Annotated in this window: 32 protein-coding genes; 9 read left to right on the forward strand and 23 right to left on the reverse strand. The window is 47.1% G+C overall.

The annotated features are described in order from the left end of the window. Positions 1-110: 110 nt before the first annotated feature. From HP401_RS09055 to HP401_RS09070, 4 genes are read right to left on the reverse strand one after another with little or no spacing between them, the layout of a single operon-like run. Positions 111-707, reverse strand: a complete 597-nt coding sequence (locus tag HP401_RS09055) for a sulfite oxidase-like oxidoreductase (protein WP_088909209.1) — start codon at positions 705-707, stop codon at positions 111-113. Between the two features lie 30 nt (positions 708-737). After that, positions 738-1,169 carry a CoA-binding protein gene (locus HP401_RS09060; RefSeq protein WP_064201400.1) on the reverse strand — a complete coding sequence of 144 codons (432 nt, stop codon included), beginning with the start codon at positions 1,167-1,169 and terminating at the stop codon, positions 738-740. A gap of 46 nt (positions 1,170-1,215) precedes the next feature. Beyond that, positions 1,216-2,712 carry a leucyl aminopeptidase gene (locus HP401_RS09065; RefSeq protein ID WP_173604801.1) on the reverse strand — a complete coding sequence of 499 codons (1,497 nt, stop codon included), beginning with the start codon at positions 2,710-2,712 and terminating at the stop codon, positions 1,216-1,218. Positions 2,713-2,761: 49 nt separating this feature from the next. Then, positions 2,762-3,136, reverse strand: a complete 375-nt coding sequence (locus HP401_RS09070; RefSeq protein WP_064201398.1) for a DUF309 domain-containing protein — start codon at positions 3,134-3,136, stop codon at positions 2,762-2,764. A 153-nt stretch (positions 3,137-3,289) separates the two neighbouring features. Between HP401_RS09070 and HP401_RS09075 the strand changes: the two genes are divergently transcribed. Beyond that, positions 3,290-3,766: a divergent PAP2 family protein gene (locus HP401_RS09075; protein ID WP_173604802.1), complete on the forward strand. Its 477-nt coding sequence runs from the start codon at positions 3,290-3,292 to the stop codon at positions 3,764-3,766. Between the two features lie 12 nt (positions 3,767-3,778). Continuing rightward, positions 3,779-4,549, forward strand: coding sequence for a cobalamin-binding protein (locus tag HP401_RS09080; protein WP_173604803.1), 771 nt, complete (start codon positions 3,779-3,781; stop codon positions 4,547-4,549). Between the two features lie 89 nt (positions 4,550-4,638). On the opposite strand, the gene HP401_RS09085 is transcribed toward HP401_RS09080, so the two are convergent. From HP401_RS09085 to HP401_RS09110, 6 genes are all read right to left on the reverse strand, one after another. Continuing rightward, positions 4,639-5,274 carry a 3D domain-containing protein gene (locus HP401_RS09085; protein ID WP_015892989.1) on the reverse strand — a complete coding sequence of 212 codons (636 nt, stop codon included), beginning with the start codon at positions 5,272-5,274 and terminating at the stop codon, positions 4,639-4,641. A gap of 159 nt (positions 5,275-5,433) precedes the next feature. Beyond that, a complete protein-coding gene (locus tag HP401_RS09090; protein WP_015892990.1) occupies positions 5,434-5,694 on the reverse strand; it encodes a YuiB family protein in 261 nt (86 codons plus the stop codon). Between the two features lie 206 nt (positions 5,695-5,900). Next, entirely contained in the window at positions 5,901-6,065 is a 165-nt protein-coding gene (locus tag HP401_RS09095) for a YuiA family protein (RefSeq protein ID WP_015892991.1), read from the reverse strand. Between the two features lie 147 nt (positions 6,066-6,212). Further along, positions 6,213-6,701 carry an NUDIX domain-containing protein gene (locus HP401_RS09100; protein WP_173604804.1) on the reverse strand — a complete coding sequence of 163 codons (489 nt, stop codon included), beginning with the start codon at positions 6,699-6,701 and terminating at the stop codon, positions 6,213-6,215. Between the two features lie 65 nt (positions 6,702-6,766). Next, positions 6,767-7,018 carry a hypothetical protein gene (locus HP401_RS09105; protein ID WP_007716742.1) on the reverse strand — a complete coding sequence of 84 codons (252 nt, stop codon included), beginning with the start codon at positions 7,016-7,018 and terminating at the stop codon, positions 6,767-6,769. Positions 7,019-7,022: 4 nt separating this feature from the next. Further along, positions 7,023-8,213 carry an NAD(P)/FAD-dependent oxidoreductase gene (locus HP401_RS09110; RefSeq protein WP_173604805.1) on the reverse strand — a complete coding sequence of 397 codons (1,191 nt, stop codon included), beginning with the start codon at positions 8,211-8,213 and terminating at the stop codon, positions 7,023-7,025. A 348-nt stretch (positions 8,214-8,561) separates the two neighbouring features. Here HP401_RS09110 and HP401_RS09115 point away from each other — a divergent pair, with 348 nt between their 5' ends. Both HP401_RS09115 and HP401_RS09120 read left to right on the forward strand, forming a co-directional pair. After that, a complete protein-coding gene (locus HP401_RS09115) occupies positions 8,562-9,572 on the forward strand; it encodes an NAD(P)/FAD-dependent oxidoreductase (protein ID WP_015892994.1) in 1,011 nt (336 codons plus the stop codon). A 114-nt stretch (positions 9,573-9,686) separates the two neighbouring features. Then, a complete protein-coding gene (locus tag HP401_RS09120; protein WP_015892995.1) occupies positions 9,687-9,977 on the forward strand; it encodes a hypothetical protein in 291 nt (96 codons plus the stop codon). A gap of 29 nt (positions 9,978-10,006) precedes the next feature. Here the strand turns inward: HP401_RS09120 and HP401_RS09125 are convergent, their stop codons facing one another. The 4 genes from HP401_RS09125 to HP401_RS09140 form a co-directional block, all read right to left on the reverse strand. After that, complete coding sequence (locus tag HP401_RS09125; RefSeq protein ID WP_173604806.1) at positions 10,007-10,627, reverse strand: hypothetical protein; 621 nt, start codon at positions 10,625-10,627, stop codon at positions 10,007-10,009. 46 nt (positions 10,628-10,673) lie between these two features. Further along, positions 10,674-11,033, reverse strand: a complete 360-nt coding sequence (locus HP401_RS09130) for a hypothetical protein (protein WP_015892997.1) — start codon at positions 11,031-11,033, stop codon at positions 10,674-10,676. Between the two features lie 391 nt (positions 11,034-11,424). Next, positions 11,425-11,799, reverse strand: a complete 375-nt coding sequence (locus tag HP401_RS09135) for a cupredoxin domain-containing protein (protein WP_015892999.1) — start codon at positions 11,797-11,799, stop codon at positions 11,425-11,427. A 120-nt stretch (positions 11,800-11,919) separates the two neighbouring features. Continuing rightward, complete coding sequence (locus HP401_RS09140) at positions 11,920-12,714, reverse strand: metallophosphoesterase (protein ID WP_173604807.1); 795 nt, start codon at positions 12,712-12,714, stop codon at positions 11,920-11,922. A 55-nt stretch (positions 12,715-12,769) separates the two neighbouring features. Here HP401_RS09140 and HP401_RS09145 point away from each other — a divergent pair, with 55 nt between their 5' ends. Beyond that, positions 12,770-13,351, forward strand: coding sequence for a hypothetical protein (locus HP401_RS09145; RefSeq protein WP_217366012.1), 582 nt, complete (start codon positions 12,770-12,772; stop codon positions 13,349-13,351). Between the two features lie 23 nt (positions 13,352-13,374). Here the strand turns inward: HP401_RS09145 and HP401_RS09150 are convergent, their stop codons facing one another. From HP401_RS09150 to HP401_RS09165, 4 genes are all read right to left on the reverse strand, one after another. After that, positions 13,375-14,292 (reverse strand): hypothetical protein, encoded by a 918-nt coding sequence (locus HP401_RS09150; RefSeq protein ID WP_173604809.1) that lies wholly within the window; start codon positions 14,290-14,292, stop codon positions 13,375-13,377. Continuing rightward, the gene (locus HP401_RS09155) at positions 14,267-14,851 is read right to left on the reverse strand and encodes an RNA polymerase sigma factor (protein WP_173604810.1); all 585 of its coding nucleotides are present in this window, start codon (positions 14,849-14,851) and stop codon (positions 14,267-14,269) included. The genes HP401_RS09150 and HP401_RS09155 overlap by 26 nt, the downstream gene beginning before the upstream one ends. A 241-nt stretch (positions 14,852-15,092) precedes the next feature. Beyond that, positions 15,093-15,452 (reverse strand): iron-sulfur cluster insertion protein ErpA, encoded by a 360-nt coding sequence (erpA, locus tag HP401_RS09160; RefSeq protein WP_015893007.1) that lies wholly within the window; start codon positions 15,450-15,452, stop codon positions 15,093-15,095. Between the two features lie 150 nt (positions 15,453-15,602). Then, positions 15,603-15,824 (reverse strand): aspartyl-phosphate phosphatase Spo0E family protein, encoded by a 222-nt coding sequence (locus tag HP401_RS09165; RefSeq protein WP_041749614.1) that lies wholly within the window; start codon positions 15,822-15,824, stop codon positions 15,603-15,605. A gap of 381 nt (positions 15,825-16,205) precedes the next feature. Here HP401_RS09165 and mqnE point away from each other — a divergent pair, with 381 nt between their 5' ends. Next, positions 16,206-17,309 (forward strand): aminofutalosine synthase MqnE, encoded by a 1,104-nt coding sequence (gene mqnE, locus HP401_RS09170; protein ID WP_173604811.1) that lies wholly within the window; start codon positions 16,206-16,208, stop codon positions 17,307-17,309. A 102-nt stretch (positions 17,310-17,411) separates the two neighbouring features. Here the strand turns inward: mqnE and HP401_RS09175 are convergent, their stop codons facing one another. Next, the gene (locus HP401_RS09175; protein ID WP_015893011.1) at positions 17,412-17,675 is read right to left on the reverse strand and encodes a DUF1450 domain-containing protein; all 264 of its coding nucleotides are present in this window, start codon (positions 17,673-17,675) and stop codon (positions 17,412-17,414) included. 173 nt (positions 17,676-17,848) lie between these two features. Here HP401_RS09175 and HP401_RS09180 point away from each other — a divergent pair, with 173 nt between their 5' ends. The 3 genes from HP401_RS09180 to HP401_RS09190 all read left to right on the forward strand — a co-directional run bounded on the left by HP401_RS09180 (position 17,849) and on the right by HP401_RS09190 (position 20,408). Then, entirely contained in the window at positions 17,849-18,916 is a 1,068-nt protein-coding gene (locus tag HP401_RS09180; protein WP_015893012.1) for an NAD(P)/FAD-dependent oxidoreductase, read from the forward strand. 78 nt (positions 18,917-18,994) lie between these two features. Beyond that, positions 18,995-19,465: an NUDIX hydrolase gene (locus HP401_RS09185; RefSeq protein ID WP_015893013.1), complete on the forward strand. Its 471-nt coding sequence runs from the start codon at positions 18,995-18,997 to the stop codon at positions 19,463-19,465. An 82-nt stretch (positions 19,466-19,547) separates the two neighbouring features. Further along, entirely contained in the window at positions 19,548-20,408 is an 861-nt protein-coding gene (locus HP401_RS09190) for an MBL fold metallo-hydrolase (protein WP_173604812.1), read from the forward strand. A gap of 68 nt (positions 20,409-20,476) precedes the next feature. Here the strand turns inward: HP401_RS09190 and HP401_RS09195 are convergent, their stop codons facing one another. The 4 genes from HP401_RS09195 to HP401_RS09210 form a co-directional block, all read right to left on the reverse strand. Next, complete coding sequence (locus HP401_RS09195) at positions 20,477-21,235, reverse strand: carbon-nitrogen hydrolase family protein (RefSeq protein ID WP_173604813.1); 759 nt, start codon at positions 21,233-21,235, stop codon at positions 20,477-20,479. A gap of 15 nt (positions 21,236-21,250) precedes the next feature. Beyond that, positions 21,251-22,156 (reverse strand): ATP-grasp domain-containing protein, encoded by a 906-nt coding sequence (locus HP401_RS09200; protein WP_173604814.1) that lies wholly within the window; start codon positions 22,154-22,156, stop codon positions 21,251-21,253. A 111-nt stretch (positions 22,157-22,267) separates the two neighbouring features. Continuing rightward, positions 22,268-22,609 (reverse strand): hypothetical protein, encoded by a 342-nt coding sequence (locus HP401_RS09205; protein ID WP_173604815.1) that lies wholly within the window; start codon positions 22,607-22,609, stop codon positions 22,268-22,270. 144 nt (positions 22,610-22,753) lie between these two features. Continuing rightward, the gene (locus HP401_RS09210; RefSeq protein ID WP_173604816.1) at positions 22,754-23,647 is read right to left on the reverse strand and encodes a hypothetical protein; all 894 of its coding nucleotides are present in this window, start codon (positions 23,645-23,647) and stop codon (positions 22,754-22,756) included. Positions 23,648-23,653 lie beyond the last annotated feature (6 nt).

Raw genomic sequence — 23,653 nt, forward strand, 5'->3', positions numbered from 1 at the left:
GTGGATACATATGGTGAAGCTGTTGGTGGTCCTGGTAGAAGAGTGGCATGCAAAATTATTTCATTTGAAACAAATTAAGAGGCGGTTTCCCGCCTCTTTTTAAATCCCAATTAATCCCAAGCGTAGCGCTGAGACTTCCACGGGTCTCCATACATATTATACCCATTCTTCTCCCAAAACCCTTGCTTGTCTTTCTCCATAAACTCAATTCCACGCACCCACTTGGCACTTTTCCAGAAGTAAAGATGCGGGATGACAAAGCGCAGCGGCCAGCCGTGCTCAGGGGTCAAATCCTCGCCGTTATGTTTCGTAGCGAACAGGTTGCCGTTTTTCATGAAGTCGACAAGCGGAATGTTCACAGTCCATCCGTGCTCAGCATGCAGCATGACGTACTTCGCTTCGGGCTTCACCTTGACCAGCTTCAGAACTTCTTCCACCGGAATGCCTTCCCATTCATTGTCCAGCTTGCTCCAGCCTGTCACGCAGTGAATATCGTTGGTGGTGCCACCTTTTGGCAGGGCCATCATTTGTTCGTAGGTCAATGTTACTTCTTCTTCGACGAGACCGAAAAGGCGAAAGCTCCACTCTGTAGAGAGATCTGTATATTCGGGAACCTCTCCGTAGTGCAGGACAGGAAAGCCTGTCGTCTGTTTTTGATTCGGTGGAATGCGATCGCGCTTGGTATCAGCCGCTGGATTGATAAACATGTTGTTTCCACTCCCCGATTGTTCAGTCTCTTATTTTCCAACCCGCAAAAGGGCGTGGTCTACCTTGATGCACATGTCCTGCACAACCTCGATGCCTTGATCTGTAACCAATTTTGCCGCGTCTTCGTTGGCAATACCTTGTTGCATCCAGAACACTTTTGGCTTGTGCTGCATTTTCAATGCATCCTCGGCAACAGGCATCATGTCTTCGCTGCGGCGGAACACATCGACGATGTCGACTGGCTGATCGATCTCAGACAGGCTGGCAACCACTTTTTCACCCAAAACAGTTTCACCCGCGATGACAGGATTGACCGGGATGATCTTGTAGCCCACGTTCTGCATAGCTTGCGATACCATATAGCTGGTGCGGTCCGGCTTGTTGGACAGACCCACTACTGCGATCGTTTTTGCATCCTCCAGCAGTTGACGGCGTACTTCGTTGCTTGGATTTTGTGCCATGTGAAAACACTCCTTTTTATATTGAAATGGGAAATTGAACTACCTCTTATTCACTACGGCTGGAAACAAACTCAACAATGGTGCGCGTCATCGCTCCGGTACCGCCAGCTGGTTGCATGTCGCCAGCACTTGCTGTGTACGCCGTACCTGCGATGTCCAGATGTACCCACGGTGTATCGCCAACGAATTCTTGCAGGAAAACACCACCGATGATGCCGTGGCCATAACGTCCACCAGAGTTTTTCAAATCGGCAAAACGGCTCTTGTTCAGGCTGCGATACTCATCGAAGGTAGGCAGCTGCCACAAGCGCTCACCCGCCACGTCTGCTGCGTTCATCAGCTCATCCAACAGTGCTTTGTCGTTAGTCATAGCACCTGAGCAGAAATGACCGAGTGCGACCACGATACCGCCTGTCAAGGTAGCGGCATCCACCAGGCAAGACACTCCTTGCTCTTTTGCATAGGTGATGCAATCAGCCAGTACGAGACGACCTTCTGCGTCTGTCGTAATGATCTCCACCGTTTTGCCGCTCATGGTCGTGATGACATCGCCTGGACGGAATGCCGTTCCGGATGGCATGTTTTCCACGGTACCGACGACAGCCAGTACGTTTACCTTTGGTTTAATCTGTCCCAGTGCCTCCAATGCGCCGATCATCGTAGCTGCACCGCCCATGTCCGACTTCATGTCTTCCATGCCTGCTACTGGCTTGATGGAGATCCCACCTGTATCAAACGTCACGCCTTTACCGATCAAGCCAATGACATCGTCCCACGTGTCTTTTCCTTGATATTTAACTGCGACGACATATGGCTCGAGCTCGCTGCCTTGTGCTACAGAGAGCACTCCGCCCATTCCCAGCTCTTCCAGCTTCGCTTTTTCCATGACTTCCACAGTCATGCCGTATCGCTCAGCTACCTCGACCATTGCGTTCTTCAAAGCGCGTGGAGTCAAGTAGTTAGCTGGTTCATTGACGAGCGTACGCGCCAGATTCGTTCCGGATACGAGCGCCGAACCACGGGCAACACCCGCCTGTACCAATGAAGCATCGGCATCTGCTGCCAAAATCTGCACCGTCGCAATTGGGTCAAACTCACGCTTTGCCTTTTGGCGGTAGCCCTCGTAATTGTATTCGGCAAGTCCAAAGGCTTCCGTAACTGCTTGCGCCAGACGGTCGGCACTCATATGCTCTGTTGTTGGCAAATCAATCACGACTGTTTTCCCGTTGCCTTTTCCTACAACCGTTTTGGCTGCACGTCCCCATGCATTTCGGGCTGCGACGAAATCAAATTTCCCCGGTTCACCCATCCCGACGATCAACAGTTTTTTTGCAGCTACCTTGTTCATTCCGTGGACAACCGTAATTTCTTTTGCCTCACCTGTAACTTCCTTGTCCTGCTGCAAGCCACTCAGACTGCCCCCAAAAGCTTCGTCCAATTCCGGGTATACTTGCGAAAGCTCCTCACCCTTCCATAGCGGGACAATCAGTTCATCACACGCGATATTTACAAGCTGTATGCGATTTTCTACTGCTACTTTCATATACTCTTCCCTCTTTCTGTGTGGTAGGATACTATATGGGCACATTTGTTTAACAGGATGTGTCGACATATAAGCGCAAGGATGGAAACGTCATGGCTTTTGCCTCTGTGTAAGAAATGACATCCTTTTCCGGCAACAATTTCTCGCATTCATCTATGTAACGAAGAACTCTTGTTACGTCCAGTCCCCAATGAACTGGCTGGTAACGAGTCAAATACTTTCGTGCATTGCCTAACATCCAGCGAGCACCTTTGATATTGCCGTACTCTTGGTGGTACAGTCCGACTGATAATTGCAGCAATCCTTGCAAAAACTTGTCTGACTTGTCTTCCATCCAGATGTCTTCCAACAGATCGTGGCATTCATAGTATTCTCCATCATTGAATTTTTCAATGAACTGCAAATACTGCTCAGGATATCCCATGGATGCATGCCTCCGTTTCGAACCTTCCATCTTCATGGTAACACAGATTGGCAGTCACTTTACATCCAAACAAAAACTTCACGGATTAAGACAACGCCCTTCTGTTACAATAATCCTAGAGATAAGCGCACAGTAGAAAGGAATGGATTTTCCGTGGCGGATTTTTTTGAAAACTTCCCCTTATGGGCAGCACTGCTAGCCATAGGGATCGCCCAATTTATCAAAATTCCCCTTCATTTTTTTGCCACAAAAACGTGGCAATGGTCATTGCTCATGAGTACAGGCGGTATGCCCAGCTCTCACTCTTCTGCCGTGACAGCCCTATCCACAGCCGTGGGACTGCGTGAGGGCTTTGGCAGCAACATGTTCGCTATTTCCGCGATTCTCGGTGTGATCGTGATGTTTGATGCCGCAGGTGTCCGCCGCCATGCCGGTATGCAAGCCGTTGTCTTAAACAAGCTGGTCGATGAATTCAACCACCTGCTAGAAGGTATGAAATCGTTAAAAGTACGCCCTAGCCATGAAAAAGCAAAAAAACTGAAAGAACTGCTCGGTCATCAACCGATCGAGGTATTGATCGGCGGTTGGTTAGGCGTCATGATTGCGTTATTGCTCCATCCGTTTTTTTAAAGGAGGGCTCCCATGCGCATTGTTTCCATCTGTCCCAGCAATACCGAAATCCTGTATTATTTAGGCCTGCATGAGCATGTCGTCGGTTTGGATGATCACTCTGACTGGCCGCTGGAGTGGCAGCATCTCCCCCGGGTTGGACCCGATTTGACAATCGATATGGACCGGGTCGCTGCTCTCCAACCGGATCTGGTCGTAGCGTCCCTCTCTGTTCCTGGCATGGAGAAGAATATAGAAGCTCTGGGCAACAGAGACATTCCTCATATCGTCCTGAACCCTTCCCGCATCGGGGATATCGCTCATGATATCCGACTCGTCGGTGAGGCGACAGGAACACAGAGGCAAGCCGAGCAGCTTGCGATCCAATTTGACGAAACCATTGAAAGCATCCGGCAAAAGGCAGCGACGTACGAGCAACGCCCGAAGCTTTACTGGGAATGGTGGCCGAATCCCATCTACACACCGGGTCAGGAAAACTGGTTGACCGATGTCAGTGACATTGCGGGTGCCATCAATATTTTTGCAGACTATCCTGTCGCGAACGTCAAGGCTACGCGGGAAATGGTCATGGAACGCAATCCGGATCATATTTGCGTCGTCTGGTGCGGAATTGAACTGAAGCGAATCAAGCCTGATCTGATCACCAATCGCCCAGAGTGGGTGAATATGACCGCGATTCGAAACAATCAGGTCCACTTGTTGGAAGAAGGCCTCTATTGCCGCCCTTCTCCTCGCATTTTGGAAGGATTGGAGAAGCTGGTTGATTTGATTCATAAAAAATGACACAAAAAACGTTCAAAGCTTGTGCCTTGAACGTTTTTTCTTTTTTCTTTCATGCCACCGATGCGGCATCCATTGGTTTTCATTCGTTGCTATTCAGTTTGTTGTTGGCCGCTGACGGGTTCCGCCATGGCCGCGATTCCTTTTTCATTCAAGCTATTCAGAAAAGCTTCCGTTACTTTGCCTTCGCCTTTTTTTACGATATACACGTCCACCGACTTTTTCCCCCATTGCGAGAATACGTCCTGCTTGGTCTCGAAATACAGGTCAATCTTATGGCCGCGAATCGCTCCACCCTTGTCAGCTACCACACCATATCCATAACCGGGAATGTACAAAATGGTCCCCAGCGGGAAAACGCGCAAATCAGCTGCAATCGTGGAATAGTCGTCTCTACGTACTTTTACACCTGAATAGGTAATGCCATAGGACGGGTGAGATGGATTTTTGCCCGTCGATTCGTATCCGGCATAGTAGCCAGTTGCCACTACACGTACTTTTGGATATTGATCGTGAAATACATCCGCTTTATCAATCACTTGAGTAAGAGAACTGGCAGATACCGTCCGTTTTTTGACGACACGTTGCCCCTCTTTCGTTTCCTTGATTCCAAAAGTGGATGAGACACCGTAGTCTCCCACAACATTATAGCTGTATCCATCGCTTGCGAAGGCCGTCAAGACCAGGATGAACAGCGCGACGATACTTACGAACTGCTTTCCATTCATTTCTTGGTAAACCTCCTCTCGTTTCTAGTCATGTCCCGACGAGGAGGAAAGTATACACAAATTTTGGTTGATTATAGAAATATTCTGTCTGTTGCCCATTTTTCTAATCCAATGCCAAAAGAAAAACAGGCCCGAAACGACGGCCTGCTTGTGCTTGTTTTAAAACATCCGATATCCTTTTTTGCGAAGCGTGTGAATGGTCCAGCCACTCGCCACTGTACCTGCCATGCCGCAGCCCAGAATGAGCGAATCCCAAATTCCCGGAACGATTTGTTGATAGACAAGTGCACCTACGACTACACCAACGCCGATTACAACTGGAAACCATGTCGTTTTCAAAATCATGTTTAAAATAAACCCAATGCCAAACCCTAGCACGGAGAACAGAACAATGGATACCATAAATTGCATCAAGTTCATCGCCGAAAAAGACCTCCTGCCACCTTCCCCACCTTTTGCCACTTTTTATGCAAATACAGGAAAGGCGGGCTATTTTCGGTATTAAGTGTAGCAAAAAGGCGAGGGATCGGTCAATAAGAGAAGCCAAGCGTATGTGTTGCACGCCTGACAGAAAAAACCGCCGATGCATTCGCTTCGACGGTTTTCTATGCGAGGTTCCTTACTCATTATGGATGAGAAGAAACAGCTTCCTTCTGAGCTTCCTGTGTACCGGCTCCGTCACAGTTAGGGCAATTCTCCGAGCCCCCCAGGAGCAGTTGGAAATACCCTTGGCCATGGCAGTATGGGCACTGTTCTTGTTTTTGTCTCATGTTGAGCTCCCCTTTCGGCATACATGCGTGAAGAATAATTGCATGTATTTTCAGATTATTTAGATGTATCTAACTATATCAGAATCTCCCCTTGGTTTACAATGCAGTTCATCGCGAAAAAACATAAAAAAACCGCAATGTAAACGGAAACATTGCAGTTTATCTAGTTTATTCGCAGGATTGCTTAAAGATTTTATAGGAAGTGTATTGAAAAATGGGATCAATAGCAAACGATCGACCTGTCATTCCCTGTTCCCGTTTAATATAGTCCGGCAATATGATTTTCAAATAAGTCGAAGACAACGGATCATGAAGCAGCTCTTGTATGGGCATAAATCTCGCCTCCGCGATCTCACCTTCCTGCGGACGCGGTTCTCCCCCTATGTAATCCATCCAAAAAACGACCATATTGTCACTAATGGACTCTCGAATAACGCCTGAACGGATTCCCGCTACTTGTCGCACGACTGCCTCGACACCCGTTTCTTCCAGCACCTCACGTACTGCTGCTTCATCTACTGTCTCGCCCTCCTGCACGAATCCCGCTGGAAATGACCATTGCCCTTTTAGTCCGCTGTACGTTTTTTTGACAACCAAAGCTTCTTGCCCGCGAATGACAATTCCGCAGGCGCCTAACCAAACCTTCCCTTCACGCATCCGGCTCGCTCCTTTCATGTCCTAGCTAAACGAAACCCCCGGCTCTTCATCGCCGGGGGTACCTATCAATCATCCTCGTCATCTAGGAGCCCATTATCGATCATGTATCGCAGATTTTCCCGATCCCTCTCGCGGCCCTTTTCCTTGAGCCGTTCGATGGCAGGCAGGATGAGAATATCTACTTCACGCTGTACATGCCATGCCAAATCGTGTCGCCCCTGCTCTTCCAGATAAAGGCCCACTTCCATCATAGCGTTGTACCGATCCATCTCTTCGCGGACCATGAGCCCCCGGACTTGAATGCTCGCGTGACGCATCGTTTTACAGCTTTACTTTCTTCAGCGCGAGACCGACGCCGCCAATTTTGTACAAGTAGCGTAGGTCGCTCGCTTTTTTCATCATGGCTGCTGTGCTGCCGAACAGCTTTTTCGAACCAACTTGCCCGATACCCTCACCTTTTCCAAGAGAAGCCAGTGTCCCTTGCAGATGCGGGATGAATTTTTGCGGAAGATCGCCACGGATCAAGGCAGCGAGATTCTCACCCAGCGTCTCGCCTTCCTGCACCGCGATTTGCGCAGTTGGTGGATACGGACGTCCTTCTTCATTGAAAATCAAGGCACAATCCCCTACGACAAAAACATTTTCATGGCCAGGCGCACGCAAGTATTCGTCTACCTTGACGCGACCGCGCATGACTTCGAAACCTGCTTTTTCCACGATGCTGTTGCCGCGGACACCTGCTGCCCAGATAACGGTCTTCGATTTAATTTCTTCTCCGGTATTCAACAGTACGCCATCCGGAGTGCACTGCTTGATGGGTGTTCCAATTTTGAACACGATGCCTTTTCTCTCCAATACATTTATGGCGTATTGGATCAGCTCTGGGTCAAAGCCAGGCAATGCAGTTGGTGCTGCCTCAATGCAGTAGACTTTCACCAGTTCTGGATCAACATCAAATTCTCGGCACAGCTCTGGCAGACGATCGCCGAGCTCTCCGCAAAACTCAATGCCTGTAAAGCCAGCTCCACCCACAACAAACGTGAGGTAGTCCATACGATCCGACTCATTTTTAAATTTGGAGAACATGTATTCAATATGCTCGCGAATATTGCGGACCGCATTGATGCTGCGAATGCTAAACGCATGCTCCTTGAGTCCCTCAATACCGAACGTTTCTGGCTCGCTGCCCAATCCGATGACGAGATAGTCATACGACAGCACCTCGCCATTATCGAGCGTAACGGTCTGCTCCTCTGACTGAATGGCTTGCACCGTTCCTTTGACAAAGTTGACTTTGTCCTTGTTCAAAATGCCATCCAGACTGACGCGGGCGTGATCCGCTGGTGCAGTACCTGCAGCCGGCTCATGCAGCCAAGTCGTGATGTAGTGATAGTTGTGCTTGTTGACCAAGGTGATTTCCGCCTCATTGTAGTTGAGCTTTTTCTGAAGCTGCAACGTTGTGAGCAAACCACCGTATCCAGCGCCGAGAATCAGGATTTTGGGTGTACCCATCAGTATCCCTTCCAATCATGTATGATGTCATTGTTCATGGTAACTTTAGGAAGATTGTGCGATTTTTCACGTGGTCTGGTACAAATTAAGATGCCCCAATTTATGATCCGTGTAGTATCGGAATTATTGCCTCCGATGCCATCTGAACCACTCTGTGAAAAAATGCACAAAGTCAGCCATAGAAAAATGTGACAAATTCTTTACAGTCATCCTCATCTTATCGACAACCAATTGGATTTGCAAGGTTTTTTTGCCTATCATCTTTCGAATTTTCTCTCCTGTTTTTCCACTTAGATGGGTTATAATGGTTGAGGAGTTCGCTTACGATTAATTCGGAGGTGCTTTGGATTGAATTTTCTGCAAAAGGACGAGCAAATCTACGACATTACGATCATTGGTGGAGGCCCTGCCGGGTTATTTACCGCTTTCTATGGCGGGATGAGGCAGGCCAGTGTAAAAATCATTGAGAGCATGCCCCAGCTAGGCGGGCAATTATCCGCTCTTTATCCGGAGAAGTACATATATGATGTTGCCGGATTTCCAAAGGTTTTAGCACAGGATTTGATCAATAATCTGAAAGATCAAATTTCCCGCTTTCAGCAAACCGTTTGCCTGGAAGAAAAAGTGGAAAATGTCGTAAAAAAAGTAGACGATGTGTTTGAAATCACTACGGACAAAGGCACTCACTACTCCAAATCCGTCATCATCACTGCTGGGGTAGGAGCGTTCGAACCTCGCAGGCTGGAACACCCAGATGCCGTCAAATATGAAAAATCCAATCTGCACTATTTTGTTACCGATCTGAACTCCTTCAAGGGACAGCGTGTAGCTGTTATTGGCGGCGGTGATTCCGCTCTGGACTGGTCCCTCATGCTAGAACCTATCGCAAAAGAAGTACACCTCATCCATCGCAGAGACAAGTTCCGCGCACATGAACATAGCGTAGAAATGCTCATGTCCTCCAAAGTAAACGTCACGACACCATACGAAATTTCAGCTTTGCACGGCGAGGAGCGCATCGAAAAACTCACGCTGGCCAATTGCACGACAAAAGAAGAAATGGATCTGGAAGTCGATGCAGTCATTGTCAACTTCGGCTTCATCTCCTCTCTCGGTCCAATCAAGAACTGGGGGCTGGAGCTCGAAAAAGGCTCCATCGTGGTCGATACACGCATGGAATCAAACATCCCTGGCATTTTCGCAGCAGGCGATATCGCTACCTACCCTGGTAAGGTCAAGCTGATCGCTGTCGGATTTGGTGAAGCACCTACCGCTGTAAACAATGCGGTTTCCTACTTTAATCCGGATGCCAAATTGCAGCCTGGTCATTCTTCAAGTATGGACAACTTCAAATCGTAAAAATGTTTCGTCCCTGTTGTTGCCTCCGATGGCTGCGACAGGGATTTTTCATTCCATTGTATAACCGCTTTTGTTGGCGTGCACAGTAGAAGCAACGAAGGAGGCGATTACACTTTGAATCATCTCTGCCCAGTTTGCAATGGCTTCACACCGCTCCAACAACCCTGTTCAGCATGCGGTCAAGCTTTGCAAGATGCAGGCCGTTTGTATGACTTTTATGGGAGCTACAGCCCGTACCGGGAGATAGACGATGCCAAGATGGATAACGGTTACTTAGATCGTACACGCCACCAATGCGTCCATACAGGCTGGTGTCCTTCCTGCCAAATTGAAGAGAAGGTCTTTCTGGATGAATGGACCCCCGTTATGCTTGTAACTGATATGGAAAAGGACGCGTACCAGTAAGTCGGCCACGTCCTTTTTTGTTCGAATCGTTATTTTTTCTTCATGGCCAGCTTTTCCGCCATGCGAGAATTGTTTGCTTGCATTTGTTCCAGCATTTGTTGAAGCGACTCCTTAATCTTGGCAGTATCACCAGATTCAATCGCCGAGTCAAAAGCATCGTGTGTCTTTTTCATCTGCTCGATTCGGGCTCTTCGGGCGTCACGCTCTTCTTTCGGCCCCATGTTTTTGTCTTTCCATTCCTTGAACTGCTTTTCCATCTGTTCGTTGGTGATTTCGCCCTTTTTCACTTGTTCATTCAGCTTGTTGATCAGTTGCTTGCGTTCTTCACGCTTCGCCTGCCACTTCGGGTCGTCACTCAACGCCCCGAACTCGTTCATTAAACGATCGCGTTCTTTAAACGCTGCCTGCCATTTCCCCACGCTATCTGGTGCATATTTTTCCGCCAGCAAGAGCATGTACATTTTTTGATGAACGCCTCTGTTTGAGCTATATTGCACCTTCATGTGCTTTTCTCCATGCTCTTCATGGCCGTGAGTCGGCTTGATCACCAGGGCAACTGTTGCAGATACATCTTGGGCCAACGCGACTCCTGGCATCGCGAGACCCATTACCAGCGCTGTAGTCATCATTCCTTGCTTCCACATTTTCATGCTGTTCACTCCTTCTTCTTTTAGAAAAACGTCTATGATTGATCCGTTAAAAAGGACGCAATTCTTCTCTATCCAACCCCAATAGCTTTACCAGACCCATTTGCTCCAGATCGCTTTTCGTTTTTTCGGTGCCATACTCATAAATAAGCTGATAGATGGCCCGCAGGTTGTCATCGTATTCGTCGTTGTCCCGATCCGGCATGTCAGACCATAGCGTATGCCCATGCATCCACATCATGAAATCGCCGTGCATACAGTTATTGAAGAGATCGCGCATCATGCCAACTTCTACATCGGTCGCTTCGATCTCAAAATCGTACGTGGCGGAGCCTTTTTCATCGCGGATTTCTGCCACGGTCGTTCCCGCTTGCAAGGTCACGTAGTAGTGTTTCTTATCCAGTGTCACTCATCTCCTTTTTGGATCGCATCACCGACTTGAAAACTTTTCCTCCTTACGATGTGCAAAAATCGCGAAAACATGTATATAACAAGCAAAAAAGCCCTCCGTCAGGGAGGACTCTTTCCTACTTTCGTTTTAGCCTGTATGTTACGATCGGTCTTCTTTCCGCAGATTATGCCCAGTGTTCTCTCCCGTTTTCGGAGGAGTGCTGCGTGAGCCAGCGGATGCTTCCGTTGGGCGTTTGTCTTTGTTGTTGTGCTTGGACATGTGGTTCCCTCCCTTACTCGATGAGTGGCTGCCCATGTAGTATGTCCCCACTAGTGAAATGAAAAAACACCTTGACCTGCTATGCAGGCCAAAGTGCTTGTTTGTTGTTTTATGCCATAAAAGAATCGAATTATTTCACGACTAATTTTGCTACCATTTTGCCATGATCCGGTCCACAGATTACGTTGCAAAAGATGGTGTACTCACCAGCGGCATCGATTTTCATCGTTTTGCTGCCATCTTTTTGAAGGTCTACATCCAGCCCTTGGATACCAATACCGTGAAAGCCTTCTGTCGACTTGAAGTTGAGCGTGAACTCTTCGCCAGCTTTTACTTCATAGGTTTCTTGATTGAATTTCCAGTTACTAGCTTCGATATTCACTTGTGTGCCAGTAGTCGCTGCAGCATCCGTGCTAGCAGCTTGCTCCTTGTCTCCGCCGCATGCTGTCATCAACATTGCAGACAATGCAACTGAAGAAATCAATAGACCCCACTTCTTGTTCACTTTTGACCCCTTCTTTCTTCTTTTTCTACACTTCCATCTTACTCGATGAGACCAATCCAAAATCTGACATCCTGTGAACGAACCGTGACGAATTGGGGAACGATTATTGAACTTGAGCGTTCATGATGGATTGATCATATATACCGTGATCTCGGGAAAGCAATTGAGCCGGATTGGCAGCCTGGAAGCACCTAATCCGCGACTAATGCCAAATACGCCAACGAATGGATCCTCTTTTTGCCCGATATGAAAATGCTTGTAAGCACCAACAGTACGATTGAACATGCGGACTTGTCCCCCGTGGGTATGTCCGGTCAAGAGAAGGTCAGCTTTCAAAGCCTCGTTGTGAATCAACGAGATAATGTTCGGAGAGTGAGCTAAAAAGATCGTCAAGTTCGCCTGCCGAATCTCTTTTTCCGTATGCCGTTCATTGCCGTAAATCGAGTTATCGAAGCCGTATATCCAAATGCGAGTGCCGTCTTTTTCTATCACGGCACTCTCGTTTTCCAATACCGTCATCACCTGCTGCCAGGCTTCTTTTTGGGAACGGGAAACAGCAGCGGAATAGACCCTTTTCTGAAATCTTCCTGCTTCTCTCTCGTAATTGCCAGGTACAAAGAAGATTCCATCCTTGCTCTTTACTTTTGCTAGCTGATTTAACACACGCGCCAACTGCCCACTGTGCTGTGTCAAATCTCCCGTCACCATCACCAAATCCGGCTCGTGGACATTCACCAGTTTGTGCAGCTCTCCATTCCAAAACCGTATTCGTCCATGAGGATCTGAAAGATGAACCACTGTAAGTGGAGGGACAGAAGGGATCGTCAGCTTCACTGTCGATGTTTTGACATAAGTCGTATGGAAGGTGAGAAAGATTATTCCCACCAGAATACACAAAAAAATCGTTGCCATCATTTTCGGAACAATCCTCTCTTTTCTCCGTCTTATGGTTTAGAGGAGTGGATCAGTGATGATTTTTAGGAATGTTCAAGGTAATCTTATCGTTTTCTCGTTCGTGCTTCTTTTCACCTTTTTCCTCCAGCCTTTTCCTGCGTCGGCCTGTAGTTGTGCCAGACCTCCTGACCCTTTAACAGCAAAGGATCAGTCTGCTGCTGTATTTACAGGCAAGGTGCTCCAGGTAAATGAGCGAATAGACTGGCTTCGTTGGCTTCCCTTTTGGGATAAACCAGAGCGAGGGGGCTTTGATGTTACTTTCGAGGTGCAGTCCACGTGGAAAGGAGTAGATCAGACACAAGTTCAGATCGTCACCAGCGGTCTTGGAGGTTCATGCGGCATTCCTTTTCAACCGGGTCAAGAATATCTTGTCTATGCCTCTTATTGGGAGCTAAATGAGCTGGAAACCAATATCTGTACACGAACAGCCATCAAGTCCGATGCCGGAGGGGATCTGCAAGCGCTAGGTCCTGGAGCCATGCCGATCCGTTCTACCAATCTAGTATGGACTGATTATGTCTTTACAGGGATCGTGGTCATCATCGCTGTGGGAATCTTGTTCTATCTCTTTTGGTTCCAAACAAAACGGAGACGATAAATTCCCTCGTCTCCGTCGTGTATCTACTTTAAATTCTCGGCAATCATCAGTAAATCTTTTTTCGTCAAAGCAGGATTCATGGCACCCACTTCAATGAGTCTGTTTTTGTCCTCTTGATAAACTTTTACAAGTTTTTGTTCTTTTCCATCCAATAGCTTCTGGGCCACATACATTCCCTCATATTTTTGGACTTTCACTTTTTCTACAATTGCATCCTCTCCTGCTTCTTCTTCGATCCATTTCACCCCTTCAAAATTCGTGATGGCAATGTACACGTCTCCGTCTGCCTCTGTGCCTTCACTCCCTTTGTACAACGTAAAGACTCTATTTAATGTCGGCTTAGGAGATACTTTTCGCATGACGATTTGTTTCTTGTCCTTCTCAGCCTCCTTGTGCATTTCAGCGAATAATTCTGGTTGGCTATAATCAAATGGATACTCGACATGTCCTTTTAAGAATTTGTAGCCACCCGCTATCTCTGCCGGTACCTCGTAAAAGCTGCCCACTTCTTTCTGCAACGGCGGTGTGGTCAGATGTTCAACAGGAATATATGTGAAGGAAACACGTTTTTTCGGATTGTCCGGTCCAGGTATATAAATAGCTGCACCTTCTCCTTGCTTAAGCGAGTTTCGTGCGTCTTCAAAGGTTTTTATTGTTTCTTCGCTACTTTTTTCTTGTGGTGCAGTAGTCTGCTGCACTTTCACTACTGCTTCCCCTTTTTCATTCTTCAATTCGTATACCTTTATAGCTGCATAAGCGGATGTTCCCCCAAACACAAGAATAGCCGCGACAAGTAATCCTAATCTTTTTTTCATCTGTTTTCCCTCCGATATATTTTTTCGTTCCTTGATTTTTTGAAGGACTTGATCCTTGACATCGAAATCATCGGCGGCTGCTAGTAACTGCTGTTTCCAATCATCGGGTTGCTGAGATCGAGTCATGTCTATCACCGCCTTCACTCACGAGCATGTAAGATTTACATTTTTTCAATGCCCGCTCATACTGTTTTCGCAGCGTAGCTGGCTTTATATCAAACAACAAGGCCAACTCGTCGTAGCTGCGTTCTTCCACCACGCGCAAGATTAGGAGATTCCGCTCCTTTACGGATAGCTTTGATATCGCTACATGAAGAGGGTTGTTCAGGTACTCCGTATCTTCAATCTTCTTTTCACCCTCATGGCGACTGACCGTCTGAATCCCCGCACGCAAAAAAGTGACCACGCGATTCAGCTTCGCCCTGTTTAACAGGTTCAGGCAATGATGATACGCGATCTTATACATCCATGCCGAAAAAGAAACGTTGTGTCGATAGCTATCCAGCTGTTCGAATGCCTTCAAGAAAACCTCCTGGACAGCATCCTCCGCTTCCTGTCGGTGTCCCAGCATGTGATAGCAATACACGAACAACGGCTTTTGCATCACATCGATGATCAAACCAAATTGGTCGATATCCCCAGCTCTGACCTCCTTTAACACTTGCTCCATTTCGTTATGATCCAAGCCCTCTCACCTCCGATTCGCAGGTATAACAAACAAAGCTGTCATTTTGTGACAGGTTGCCGCAAAAAAAATCCATACCGAAGTATGGATTGTGGGTACGATTCCAATTATTCCTAACTATAAATTCAAGTCCATATTTTGTAAATTGGTTTATTTCGCACAACAAAATACCCCTTCAACTCGTGCGCAATCATTCTCCACACAAGTCGAAGGGGTTCCGTTTTATTTGACTTTTTTTGTCTTAGTCGTCACATTTCTCCGCTTTTCCTTCAGCCAACGCTGTTTTGAACGAAGATCCACAACCACAAGAAGCGACTGCATTCGGATTCTCGATGGAGAAGCCTCCACCCATCATCGATTCCTTAAAATCGATTTGTGTACCTTTAATGTATGGGTAGCTGTCCTTATCGACAACAATTTTCACACCGTTTTGCTCGAAGGTCTCGTCGCCTTCTTTCATCTCTTCGTCCCAGCCCATCCCGTAGGTAAAGCCGCTGCAACCACCTGTTCTGACACCTACCCGCAAAAACACATCGGGCTTGCCTTCTGCTGCCAGCATTTCTTTTACTTTCAGACTGGCGCTCTCTGTCAATGTAATCATGCTTCTTTCCCTCCTTCACAGGCTCATCATTCCTGCACTTGTTACAACCAGTATATTCAGTTTACTAAGAAACGCTTCTTCCCACAAGCTTCCCCTGCACTTTACGAGCTCATTCTCTCTTTCCAAATAAAAAAGAAGGGTTTCCCCTTCCTATGCAAAGTGTGCATTGTTTTCCATTAAATAAAATCTATACGATTTCTTCCGGTTCTCTGCCTTAGACAGACTATGATCGATCTGGTTCAGTTCGTTGTGTAGTTGATCAATTTGTATACTGTATTCTAGGACATCTGGATGATCTAACCCAAACTCTAACCCCATATTTACCATACGCTGTCGAAGGAGTTCGATTTTCTCGAGCAAAACGTCCCGCATTTGAAGCTCCTCCTAATAATAGATCAGGCTTTCTTACTATATTTTACAAGAACAGCTAGAATTTCGCAAACGAAAAATTCCTACTTTCCCCATTTAATGCCGATATTTGTTAGTTTTTTACAATATTTCACACAAAAAAATAACGGCTTTTCATGACCGATCGAGTGGGAAAATGGGGTGAGAAGGAGCCAAGTGTAGAGTTGGAGAACTTATGATATTGTTCGTACTTACCAAGAGGTTTATAATATAGGTGCTCTTGTTGCCCGAGATTCACTTTATTCCTAAGAGCTTTCCACTCCCATGGAACGAATATCGATTGGGTAGGACTGGATTAAAGCTCTTTCATCTAAGAACCATTGACTTTGAAAGGAAGTGTTTGGAATGGCGCTTGAAACGATTGCCATACAAGACAAAGCTCTCGCCGGAATCGCTGAAAAAGTTATGCATGGCGAAAGACTTACCTTGGAAGACGGTGTCACCCTTTTTAATTCCAACGATCTTTTGACGATTGGACAATTGGCTAACGTTATTAACTATCGCAAGAATCAGGATAACGTTTACTTTTTGCAAAATCTGTACATCAACCCAACCAACGTATGTGAAGCTCATTGCAAATTCTGTGGCTTCCGCCGCGATGAAGGGGATGAAGGTGCCTACACGATGAGCATGGAAGAGTTGCTTCATTATGTAGAAACGCGCTTCCATCCAGGTATCCGTGAATTTCATATCGTTGGCGGACATAACCAGCACAAGCCATTTGAATACTACCTCGACACCCTTCGTACCTTGAGAAAAGCGTACCCGGATGTGACGATTAAATCGTATACAGGTGCAGAGATTGAGTTCTTCTCCCGCATTTCCGGTCTCTCCATCCGCGAGGTTTTGCAAGAGCTGATGAAGGCTGGTCTTCAAAGCCTTACTGGTGGTGGCGCTGAAATTTTAACTGAGCGCTATCGGATGAAAATGAGCCCGGAAAAAGCAAGTACAGACATGTACCTGCAAGTACACCGCACGGCTCATGAGTTGGGCTTGAAAACACATACCACCATGCTATACGGCTCCATCGAGACATTGGAAGAGCGCGTGATCCACATGCTTCGCCTGCGCGAGCTGCAAGATGACACAAACGGCTTCATGGTATTTATTCCATTGGCTGTTCAACCGATCAAAGCAACAGCAGGTATCAAACGCCGTAACTCTGCCATTGATGATTTGAAAACAATGGCAATCAGCCGTCTGATGCTCGATAACTTCCAGCATATCAAAGCATACTTCATCAACATCGGTACCCAACTCACACAGCTTTCTCTGCAAATGGGAATTTCCGATGCTCACGGAACCTTGATCGAGGAACGCATCAGCCACTCAGCCGGTGCACTTACCCAGCAAGCCCTGACAGTAGATGAGTTGGTTTGGTTGATCAAAGGCGCTGGAAAACGCGCTCTGGAACGCGATACCTTCTACAACGTGATCAAAGAACATTAATCAAAAAAAAGCTGATGCTCCAGATCACTTGGGCATCAGCTTTACTATTTTGATACGTGCGCGGTTGATCATGCTCCCCAATGAACATCCTAAGAGAACAATCTACAGAGGAAAATCTGCATCCAGCAGCTCTTCTTCCTCCCGTAATTTATTCTTGATTTTCACCAGTAATTCATCGGCTGTTGGAGCTTGTACCAAGCTGCCATTTACGAGCGCGAATGGCTCCATGTAGCATTCACCGCAATACCCGAGACAGCCGTACTCGAGTACGTCCACATCCAGATCAGGATCATTTTCCAATGCATCCACGACGGATTGCGTATAAGAGGAAACATTGCTCGCGCAAAATTCTACTAGTGGTTTCATCTATTGTCACCTACCGATTATTTCGACATCATCACGTACTTTATTGTACCGCGACTTTGATAAAAATCCAGCGGAGAAAACGGGAAAAAGATTCTGCTTGCATTTTTAGTGAAAGAGACTAAAAATAGAGTGGGTGCTGTAAAAAACGGACAGAAGAAAGGACTAGACCTTCTATGAAACGACTTGTGATCCTTGGAGGAGGATACGGGGGTCTTCGTATTATTGAGCGAGTCCTGTCCCCTGATTTACCAGATGACGTGTTTATAACCCTCGTAGACCGTATGCCGTTTCACGGCTTGAAAACGGAGTATTACGCTCTGGCGGCAGGTACTACACCGGAATCTCACCTGCGTGTTACTTTTCCAAACGATCCGCGTCTGACCGTCAAATACGGTGAAATTGCTGGCGTGGAAATGGACGAGCAGGTCGTCAATTTTGCTGACGGGGACACCCTCTCCTACGATTGGCTTGTAATCGGATTGGGTTGTGAGGATCGTTACCATGATATCCCTGGTGCTGATCAATTTACGTGTTCGATTCAAACCATGGGAGCTACTCGCAACACATACATGGCAATCAATAATGTGAACCCATACGGTACGGTTAGCGTTGTGGGCGGTGGTCTTTCCGGAGTGGAAATGGCTGCTGAGCTGCGCGAGAGCCGTCCCGACCTGAATGTGCGCATCATCGACCGCGGTCAAAGCATTTTGAGCCCATTCCCGAAAAAGCTTCAGGAATATGCATCTCAATGGTTCATTGAGCACGATGTACAGCTTGTTTCCATGGCGAATGTCACTGGCATCGAGCAAGGGATCGTGTACAACCACAATCAGCCTGTTGAAAGTGATGTTATCGTATGGACAGCAGGTATTCAAGCGAACAAAATCGTGCGCTCTCTGCCGATCGAAACAGACAACATCGGACGCGCCAAACTCAATCAGTACCATCAAATCCCATCCCATACGAACGTGTATGTAGTAGGTGACTGTGCAAGCACCATCATCGCGCCGAGCGCGCAAACAGCTGAGATCCAAGGCGAACAAATTGCCTTGATGTTGAAAAAAGACATCAAAGGTGAGGAGTATCCAGCTTCATTGCCTGCTCTCAAGCACAAAGGCTTCCTCGGTTCCCTCGGCAAAAAGGAAGGCTTTGCCAGCATGGGGAAAATGTCTCTGGTTGGTCAGATGGCTCGTGTCATCAAGAGCGGTCAGCTATGGATGTACAAAAAGCATATGGGATAGCAAACAAGCCTGTTGACCGGATGGTCTAACAGGTTTTCTTTTTGTATAATCAAAGGATTAGGAGGGTGATTTTTCCAGATGAATGATTATATTCAAACAATGCGCCGTCTGATCGGGCAAGAACGGCTGATAACTGTAGGCTGTGGAGCGATCATCGAGGACGAGCTTGGACGTATTTTGCTGCAAAGGCGCAAAGACCAGAACAACTGGTGTCTACCTGGAGGTCTGATGGAAATCGGGGAAACCTTTATAGAGACACTATTTCGTGAAGTAGAAGAAGAAACCAATCTGATCATTGAGGCGCCAGAGCTGTTTGGAATATACTCCGGCCCTTCGGGTTGCAGAGAATACCCGAACGGCGACAAGGTGTTCAGTGTTCAAATCATCTTTCGAGTAACCTCGTTTCATGGGGAACTCAAACAAGAGGGCCCTGAGAGCTCTGAGCATACGTTCTTTACACGGGACAACCTCCCGCAAACACTTAATCCCGGTCAGGCAGCGTTTATATTGGATTGGGCGGAAGGGCTTATGGGACCCATCGTCAAATAATTCAAAAAACTCACCAATAATAATCTCCGAGCGAAACCCACATAATATCGTAGACCGGAATAACCAGCTTGGAGGTTTTTTAGTGGAACCCAACACATATGAGGATATGAAAGATACGCTGGCCGACAATTACATGCCGATGACTTCCTTTCGAAGTGGAGTCGAAGAGACAGTCAGACCAGATGTAGAATGCTACACCATTCAAATTGTGAACATCGCGCTGGTCGGAGATGCAAAATCATGGGTTCTGGTAGATGCGGGTATGCCACAATCGGCGGAACAAATCATCGGGATTGCCCAGGAGCGCTTTGGTGAGGATGCCAAGCCGAGAGCCATCCTGCTCACTCACGGTCATTTCGATCATGTCGGGGCAGTCATCGAGCTCGTAAAAGCGTGGAGGGTGCCCGTCTATGCCCATTCGCTTGAAATCCCTTATTTGACAGGCCAAACATACTATCCGGAGCCAGATGGAACGGTTGAGGGTGGACTGCTTGCGAAGATATCCCCGTTGTTTCCAAATGAACCAATCGATTTGGGCAGTCATGTTCATCCTTTGCCCGAAGACGGGAGTGTTCCCGGAATGCCTGGATGGCGCTGGATACATACACCTGGACATTCCCCCGGGCACATTTCCTTCTTTCGTGATGAAGACAGAACTCTCCTCGCAGGGGACGCTTTTGTTACGGTAAAACAGGACTCACTGTATCAAGTTGTGACTCAGCAAAAGCAACTGACCGGTCCTCCTGTTTATTTGACAACGGATTGGCAGGCAGCTCGACAATCCGTCGAAAAGCTTGCCAATCTCGCCCCTGCGTATGCAATCACTGGTCACGGTCAACCTATGTATGGCGAGGAATTGGCCGATGGATTGGTCCAATTGGTTGCGGAGTTTGATCGGGTAGCTGTCCCCAAGTATGGGCGATATGTGGACAAGGAGATGTAGACTGGCAAAAAAGCTGACGTCAGGATGGTTGGACGTCAGCTTTTTATGGTTGGTTAGAAGACCTTTTCCTATTCAAGCAACCCGGGCTGGAATCGCTGGGCCAATAATCGCGTTGCTTTGGCAGGATCAATCTCTAACACAAGCAACTCCTCGACCCCTGAAGCCGCCACACACAGCCGTTCCCCGGTCGGTGAGATCAAAGCCGTCGTCACCTGTTGATTCGGAATCGCGTAGTTCACGCTGGCGAAGTAGATATTGTTTTCCAAGCTGCGGCAAACCATCGCCCCGTTGTAAAAATCGGGATTGCTGACCTCCCCTGTAAACATCGGATGGAAAACAATGCTCGCTCCACGGCGTGCCGCCCACCGTACCGTCTCTGGATATCGCCATCCTTCATGGCAAATGACAATGCCAAACGCCACATCCTCTATCGTAAACATTTGCCGCCCTTCGCCCGGAATATAGTCAAACTGATCCTCATCTGGGTCGATCTGATTTTTTATTTGCAACCCAAGATCTTCTCCCTGTTTCCCCACCACAAAGGCGACTAGACGATAGCCGCGCTCATCCTTCCATTCCATCGGTAAAATGACGGCGAGCTGGCGTTCCTTCGCCAGAGCACGAATCTCTTCCAAAGCTCTCCGTTGTACCTCATGATCGTATGCTTCCACTTCATAGCCAACACCGCGCAGCCCCGGAATCATCGATTCAGGAAAGCAAATCAGATCGCAATTGTTTTGCGCAGCATTTATCATCTGCTGCTTAATGATTGCAAGCCCCTCCGCCGCTGATTGGGGGAACCTCGTCTGAGCCAGGCCTATTTTCATGGAAAATCCCTCTTTCTATAGAAAATTTCTTTTTAACCTCGTGAAAAATTCACATCTATCAGCCTGTTCAGGCAGAGCCGACACCTGTGCATCCCCTAGCTCGAGAATGGTCCATAAGTCATTTTCCAGCTTGGCGATATCCATAGTAAAAAAGCGACTCTTGATTTTTTTCGCTACCTCTAAAAATGGCTCGAGGTCTGGCAGTGTTTCGTCATATTGTCCTTCCTCCCAGTAATTTGCCATGTACATGGGTTCGCCATCCAAAAAGAAAACGCGATATTCCTGGGACAATGGCATGTTGCTCTGTGAGTGATGGGTCAAAAACTGAAGCTTTACAAATTCTCGAAAGACGACTCCCTCATTCAGCTCATCCTGTTGCAGCTCCAAAAATCTGCTGGTCACTTGCTGTACTTTTTCTTTATCGGAAGCATCGGGAATATAGCACGCCTCATTCCAATCGTGTTTTCGAGATTTCACATAATCTTTGATCATGATCGGAGCCTGTCCAAATCTATTTAATATCCGATACACGTTTTCAAATGACGCGTCTATCTCTTCTTTGTGCAGCCAGACCGACAGCGGGGTGAAATCTTTGATGACCTCATAAGATTCAGGCAGGTAATGGCAATGCACGTACTTTTCGGGTGTATTGATTAACTCTATATTTTTGGCTAGAAGGGCGTCGTATAATTTTTGGTACAGGAACGGTTTTAGCATCCATCCCCTGTAGATAGCCAATACTTTTTCAGGAGAGGGTTGGATTTGTTTCACAGCCGCTAACGGGTTGTCCTGGTATATCAGTTGTTCCAAGCTGATCAGATGAATATCCAAGCCGAGTTGTTTTGCGCACGTATACTCATATTCGTAGGTTTCATCGACTTTGTTTTCTTGAAATGGCTGACTGCAAAATAAGACTTTCATCTGCACGATCCTCCTCTCAAAAATTGGCAATATCATCCCATTATACAAGATAATTGTTTGAACGTAAAAAACCGTCAAGACTAATCCTGACGGTTCCCTCATTTTGCTGGCTTATCGCTTATGGACACGTAAAACAGGTACTTTTTTCGGTTCAAAGGTGTCTGCCAGTATCTTCTCTTGAATGACATTCAGCTTGAGCAAACTCGAAATTTTCCCAGTATCGGCCTTGGACATGAGGCGCCAAAGCGAAGGATCTGGCAAGGCGTTGTAAAGGCGATCATCGTTGTATTCTCGCCGCTCCTGATAAGAGATCTGCAGCTTGTATTCGCCTTCCTCTGCGCTGCCGGCTTCGCTGTAAGCTTCAATTAGTTTACTCCGCAGCTCGTTCAATTCTTCCTCTAGCTGCTTTTGAATTTCCTTTAACTCATAGTAGCGAGCAATCGGTTGGTCCATCCGCTCTTCCTCCTTTGGTTACCCCTGTACCAAAAATCCATATGAGAAAAAGTCGGTTGCTAGAACCATTCGCTGGCAACGAAAAACAGCCTCCTTTTTCATTACTGTCATGAAAAGAAGGCTGCGGATCAAGCTCTACTATTATTACTTTTCAATCATGGTGTTGATCGCTTCACCTGGGTGCTTTTTCAAGAAAGTAGAGTACTCTACTTCCCATGGATTCCATTTGCCTTCCCCTTGGTAGCCCCAAACGGAGTTGATGCGGGAAACAGTATCTGTGTTGTTCATACCTACAAGTCGTTGCTCCCCTACGAGCTCAAATGTACCGTTCGCATCCATATCGACTGGCGTCAAAGAACCGAATGGATACGAGAATACAGAAACAGCATCTTCTGTTGGCTGCACTTTTCCTGCCTTGTCATACAGCTTGGCAGCTACGTATACATCTTGGTTGGCACTCACATCAAGCGTCAGCGGCTTATCCAGGTGGGAGCCTTTGCCCTCTACTTTAAAGCCATCTACGAATTTCCCCTCGTAACGGATTCCTTCGTTTTCCTTTTCACCAAAAATCACGGCTGGCTTGTTGTTTTCAAAGGTAGCTATTACGTGGCTGTAAACACCGCCGCTTCCGCCAGTCGCTGTTTTCACGAAGGCATCCGCAACATGGTCACCGGTGAAGTCAACGAGAGTCAGCTCGCCTTCATAGCCGCCCAACTCTTTGATATCCGTTTGGCTATACGCGCCGGATTTTCCGTCTTTCACTACGATGTTCATATTGGAGGAATAGATGTCATCCGCTTTTTCTTTTTCGCCAATCAGGTATACGACGTCATCCTTCTTATCTCCATTCACGTCAGCTGTTTTTTGATCGATCACATAGGTGTTTTTCGCGAGCTTCAATTCAGCTGCGGCAGAGAACAGCTTTCCTTTTTCCGAATCTGCGTGAGCTACTTGTGTATTCATTGCAGAAAATCCAGCTACGCCTACAACTCCTGCAAGCAGAAAATATGTAACAGGCTTCATCCATTTTTTATTCATCGTTAT

This window comes from Brevibacillus sp. HB2.2 (assembly GCF_013284275.1).
GTDB classification, from domain to species: domain Bacteria; phylum Bacillota; class Bacilli; order Brevibacillales; family Brevibacillaceae; genus Brevibacillus; species Brevibacillus brevis_D.

What these genes read in the sequence shown, in the direction of transcription:
- HP401_RS09055 (WP_088909209.1), bottom strand. Translation starts at nt 707, where the DNA reads ATGTTTATCAATCCAGCGGCTGATACCAAGCGCGATCGCATTCCACCG.
- HP401_RS09060 (WP_064201400.1), bottom strand. Translation starts at nt 1,169, where the DNA reads ATGGCACAAAATCCAAGCAACGAAGTACGCCGTCAACTGCTGGAGGAT.
- HP401_RS09065 (WP_173604801.1), bottom strand. Translation starts at nt 2,712, where the DNA reads ATGAAAGTAGCAGTAGAAAATCGCATACAGCTTGTAAATATCGCGTGT.
- HP401_RS09070 (WP_064201398.1), bottom strand. Translation starts at nt 3,136, where the DNA reads ATGGGATATCCTGAGCAGTATTTGCAGTTCATTGAAAAATTCAATGAT.
- HP401_RS09080 (WP_173604803.1), top strand. Translation starts at nt 3,779, where the DNA reads ATGCGCATTGTTTCCATCTGTCCCAGCAATACCGAAATCCTGTATTAT.
- HP401_RS09085 (WP_015892989.1), bottom strand. Translation starts at nt 5,274, where the DNA reads ATGAATGGAAAGCAGTTCGTAAGTATCGTCGCGCTGTTCATCCTGGTC.
- HP401_RS09090 (WP_015892990.1), bottom strand. Translation starts at nt 5,694, where the DNA reads ATGAACTTGATGCAATTTATGGTATCCATTGTTCTGTTCTCCGTGCTA.
- HP401_RS09095 (WP_015892991.1), bottom strand. Translation starts at nt 6,065, where the DNA reads ATGCCGAAAGGGGAGCTCAACATGAGACAAAAACAAGAACAGTGCCCA.
- HP401_RS09100 (WP_173604804.1), bottom strand. Translation starts at nt 6,701, where the DNA reads ATGCGTGAAGGGAAGGTTTGGTTAGGCGCCTGCGGAATTGTCATTCGC.
- HP401_RS09105 (WP_007716742.1), bottom strand. Translation starts at nt 7,018, where the DNA reads ATGCGTCACGCGAGCATTCAAGTCCGGGGGCTCATGGTCCGCGAAGAG.
- HP401_RS09110 (WP_173604805.1), bottom strand. Translation starts at nt 8,213, where the DNA reads ATGGGTACACCCAAAATCCTGATTCTCGGCGCTGGATACGGTGGTTTG.
- HP401_RS09125 (WP_173604806.1), bottom strand. Translation starts at nt 10,627, where the DNA reads ATGAAAATGTGGAAGCAAGGAATGATGACTACAGCGCTGGTAATGGGT.
- HP401_RS09140 (WP_173604807.1), bottom strand. Translation starts at nt 12,714, where the DNA reads ATGATGGCAACGATTTTTTTGTGTATTCTGGTGGGAATAATCTTTCTC.
- HP401_RS09145 (WP_217366012.1), top strand. Translation starts at nt 12,770, where the DNA reads ATGATTTTTAGGAATGTTCAAGGTAATCTTATCGTTTTCTCGTTCGTG.
- HP401_RS09150 (WP_173604809.1), bottom strand. Translation starts at nt 14,292, where the DNA reads ATGACTCGATCTCAGCAACCCGATGATTGGAAACAGCAGTTACTAGCA.
- erpA (WP_015893007.1), bottom strand. Translation starts at nt 15,452, where the DNA reads ATGATTACATTGACAGAGAGCGCCAGTCTGAAAGTAAAAGAAATGCTG.
- HP401_RS09165 (WP_041749614.1), bottom strand. Translation starts at nt 15,824, where the DNA reads ATGCGGGACGTTTTGCTCGAGAAAATCGAACTCCTTCGACAGCGTATG.
- mqnE (WP_173604811.1), top strand. Translation starts at nt 16,206, where the DNA reads ATGGCGCTTGAAACGATTGCCATACAAGACAAAGCTCTCGCCGGAATC.
- HP401_RS09175 (WP_015893011.1), bottom strand. Translation starts at nt 17,675, where the DNA reads ATGAAACCACTAGTAGAATTTTGCGCGAGCAATGTTTCCTCTTATACG.
- HP401_RS09180 (WP_015893012.1), top strand. Translation starts at nt 17,849, where the DNA reads ATGAAACGACTTGTGATCCTTGGAGGAGGATACGGGGGTCTTCGTATT.
- HP401_RS09185 (WP_015893013.1), top strand. Translation starts at nt 18,995, where the DNA reads ATGAATGATTATATTCAAACAATGCGCCGTCTGATCGGGCAAGAACGG.
- HP401_RS09195 (WP_173604813.1), bottom strand. Translation starts at nt 21,235, where the DNA reads ATGAAAATAGGCCTGGCTCAGACGAGGTTCCCCCAATCAGCGGCGGAG.
- HP401_RS09200 (WP_173604814.1), bottom strand. Translation starts at nt 22,156, where the DNA reads ATGAAAGTCTTATTTTGCAGTCAGCCATTTCAAGAAAACAAAGTCGAT.
- HP401_RS09205 (WP_173604815.1), bottom strand. Translation starts at nt 22,609, where the DNA reads ATGGACCAACCGATTGCTCGCTACTATGAGTTAAAGGAAATTCAAAAG.
- HP401_RS09210 (WP_173604816.1), bottom strand. Translation starts at nt 23,647, where the DNA reads ATGAATAAAAAATGGATGAAGCCTGTTACATATTTTCTGCTTGCAGGA.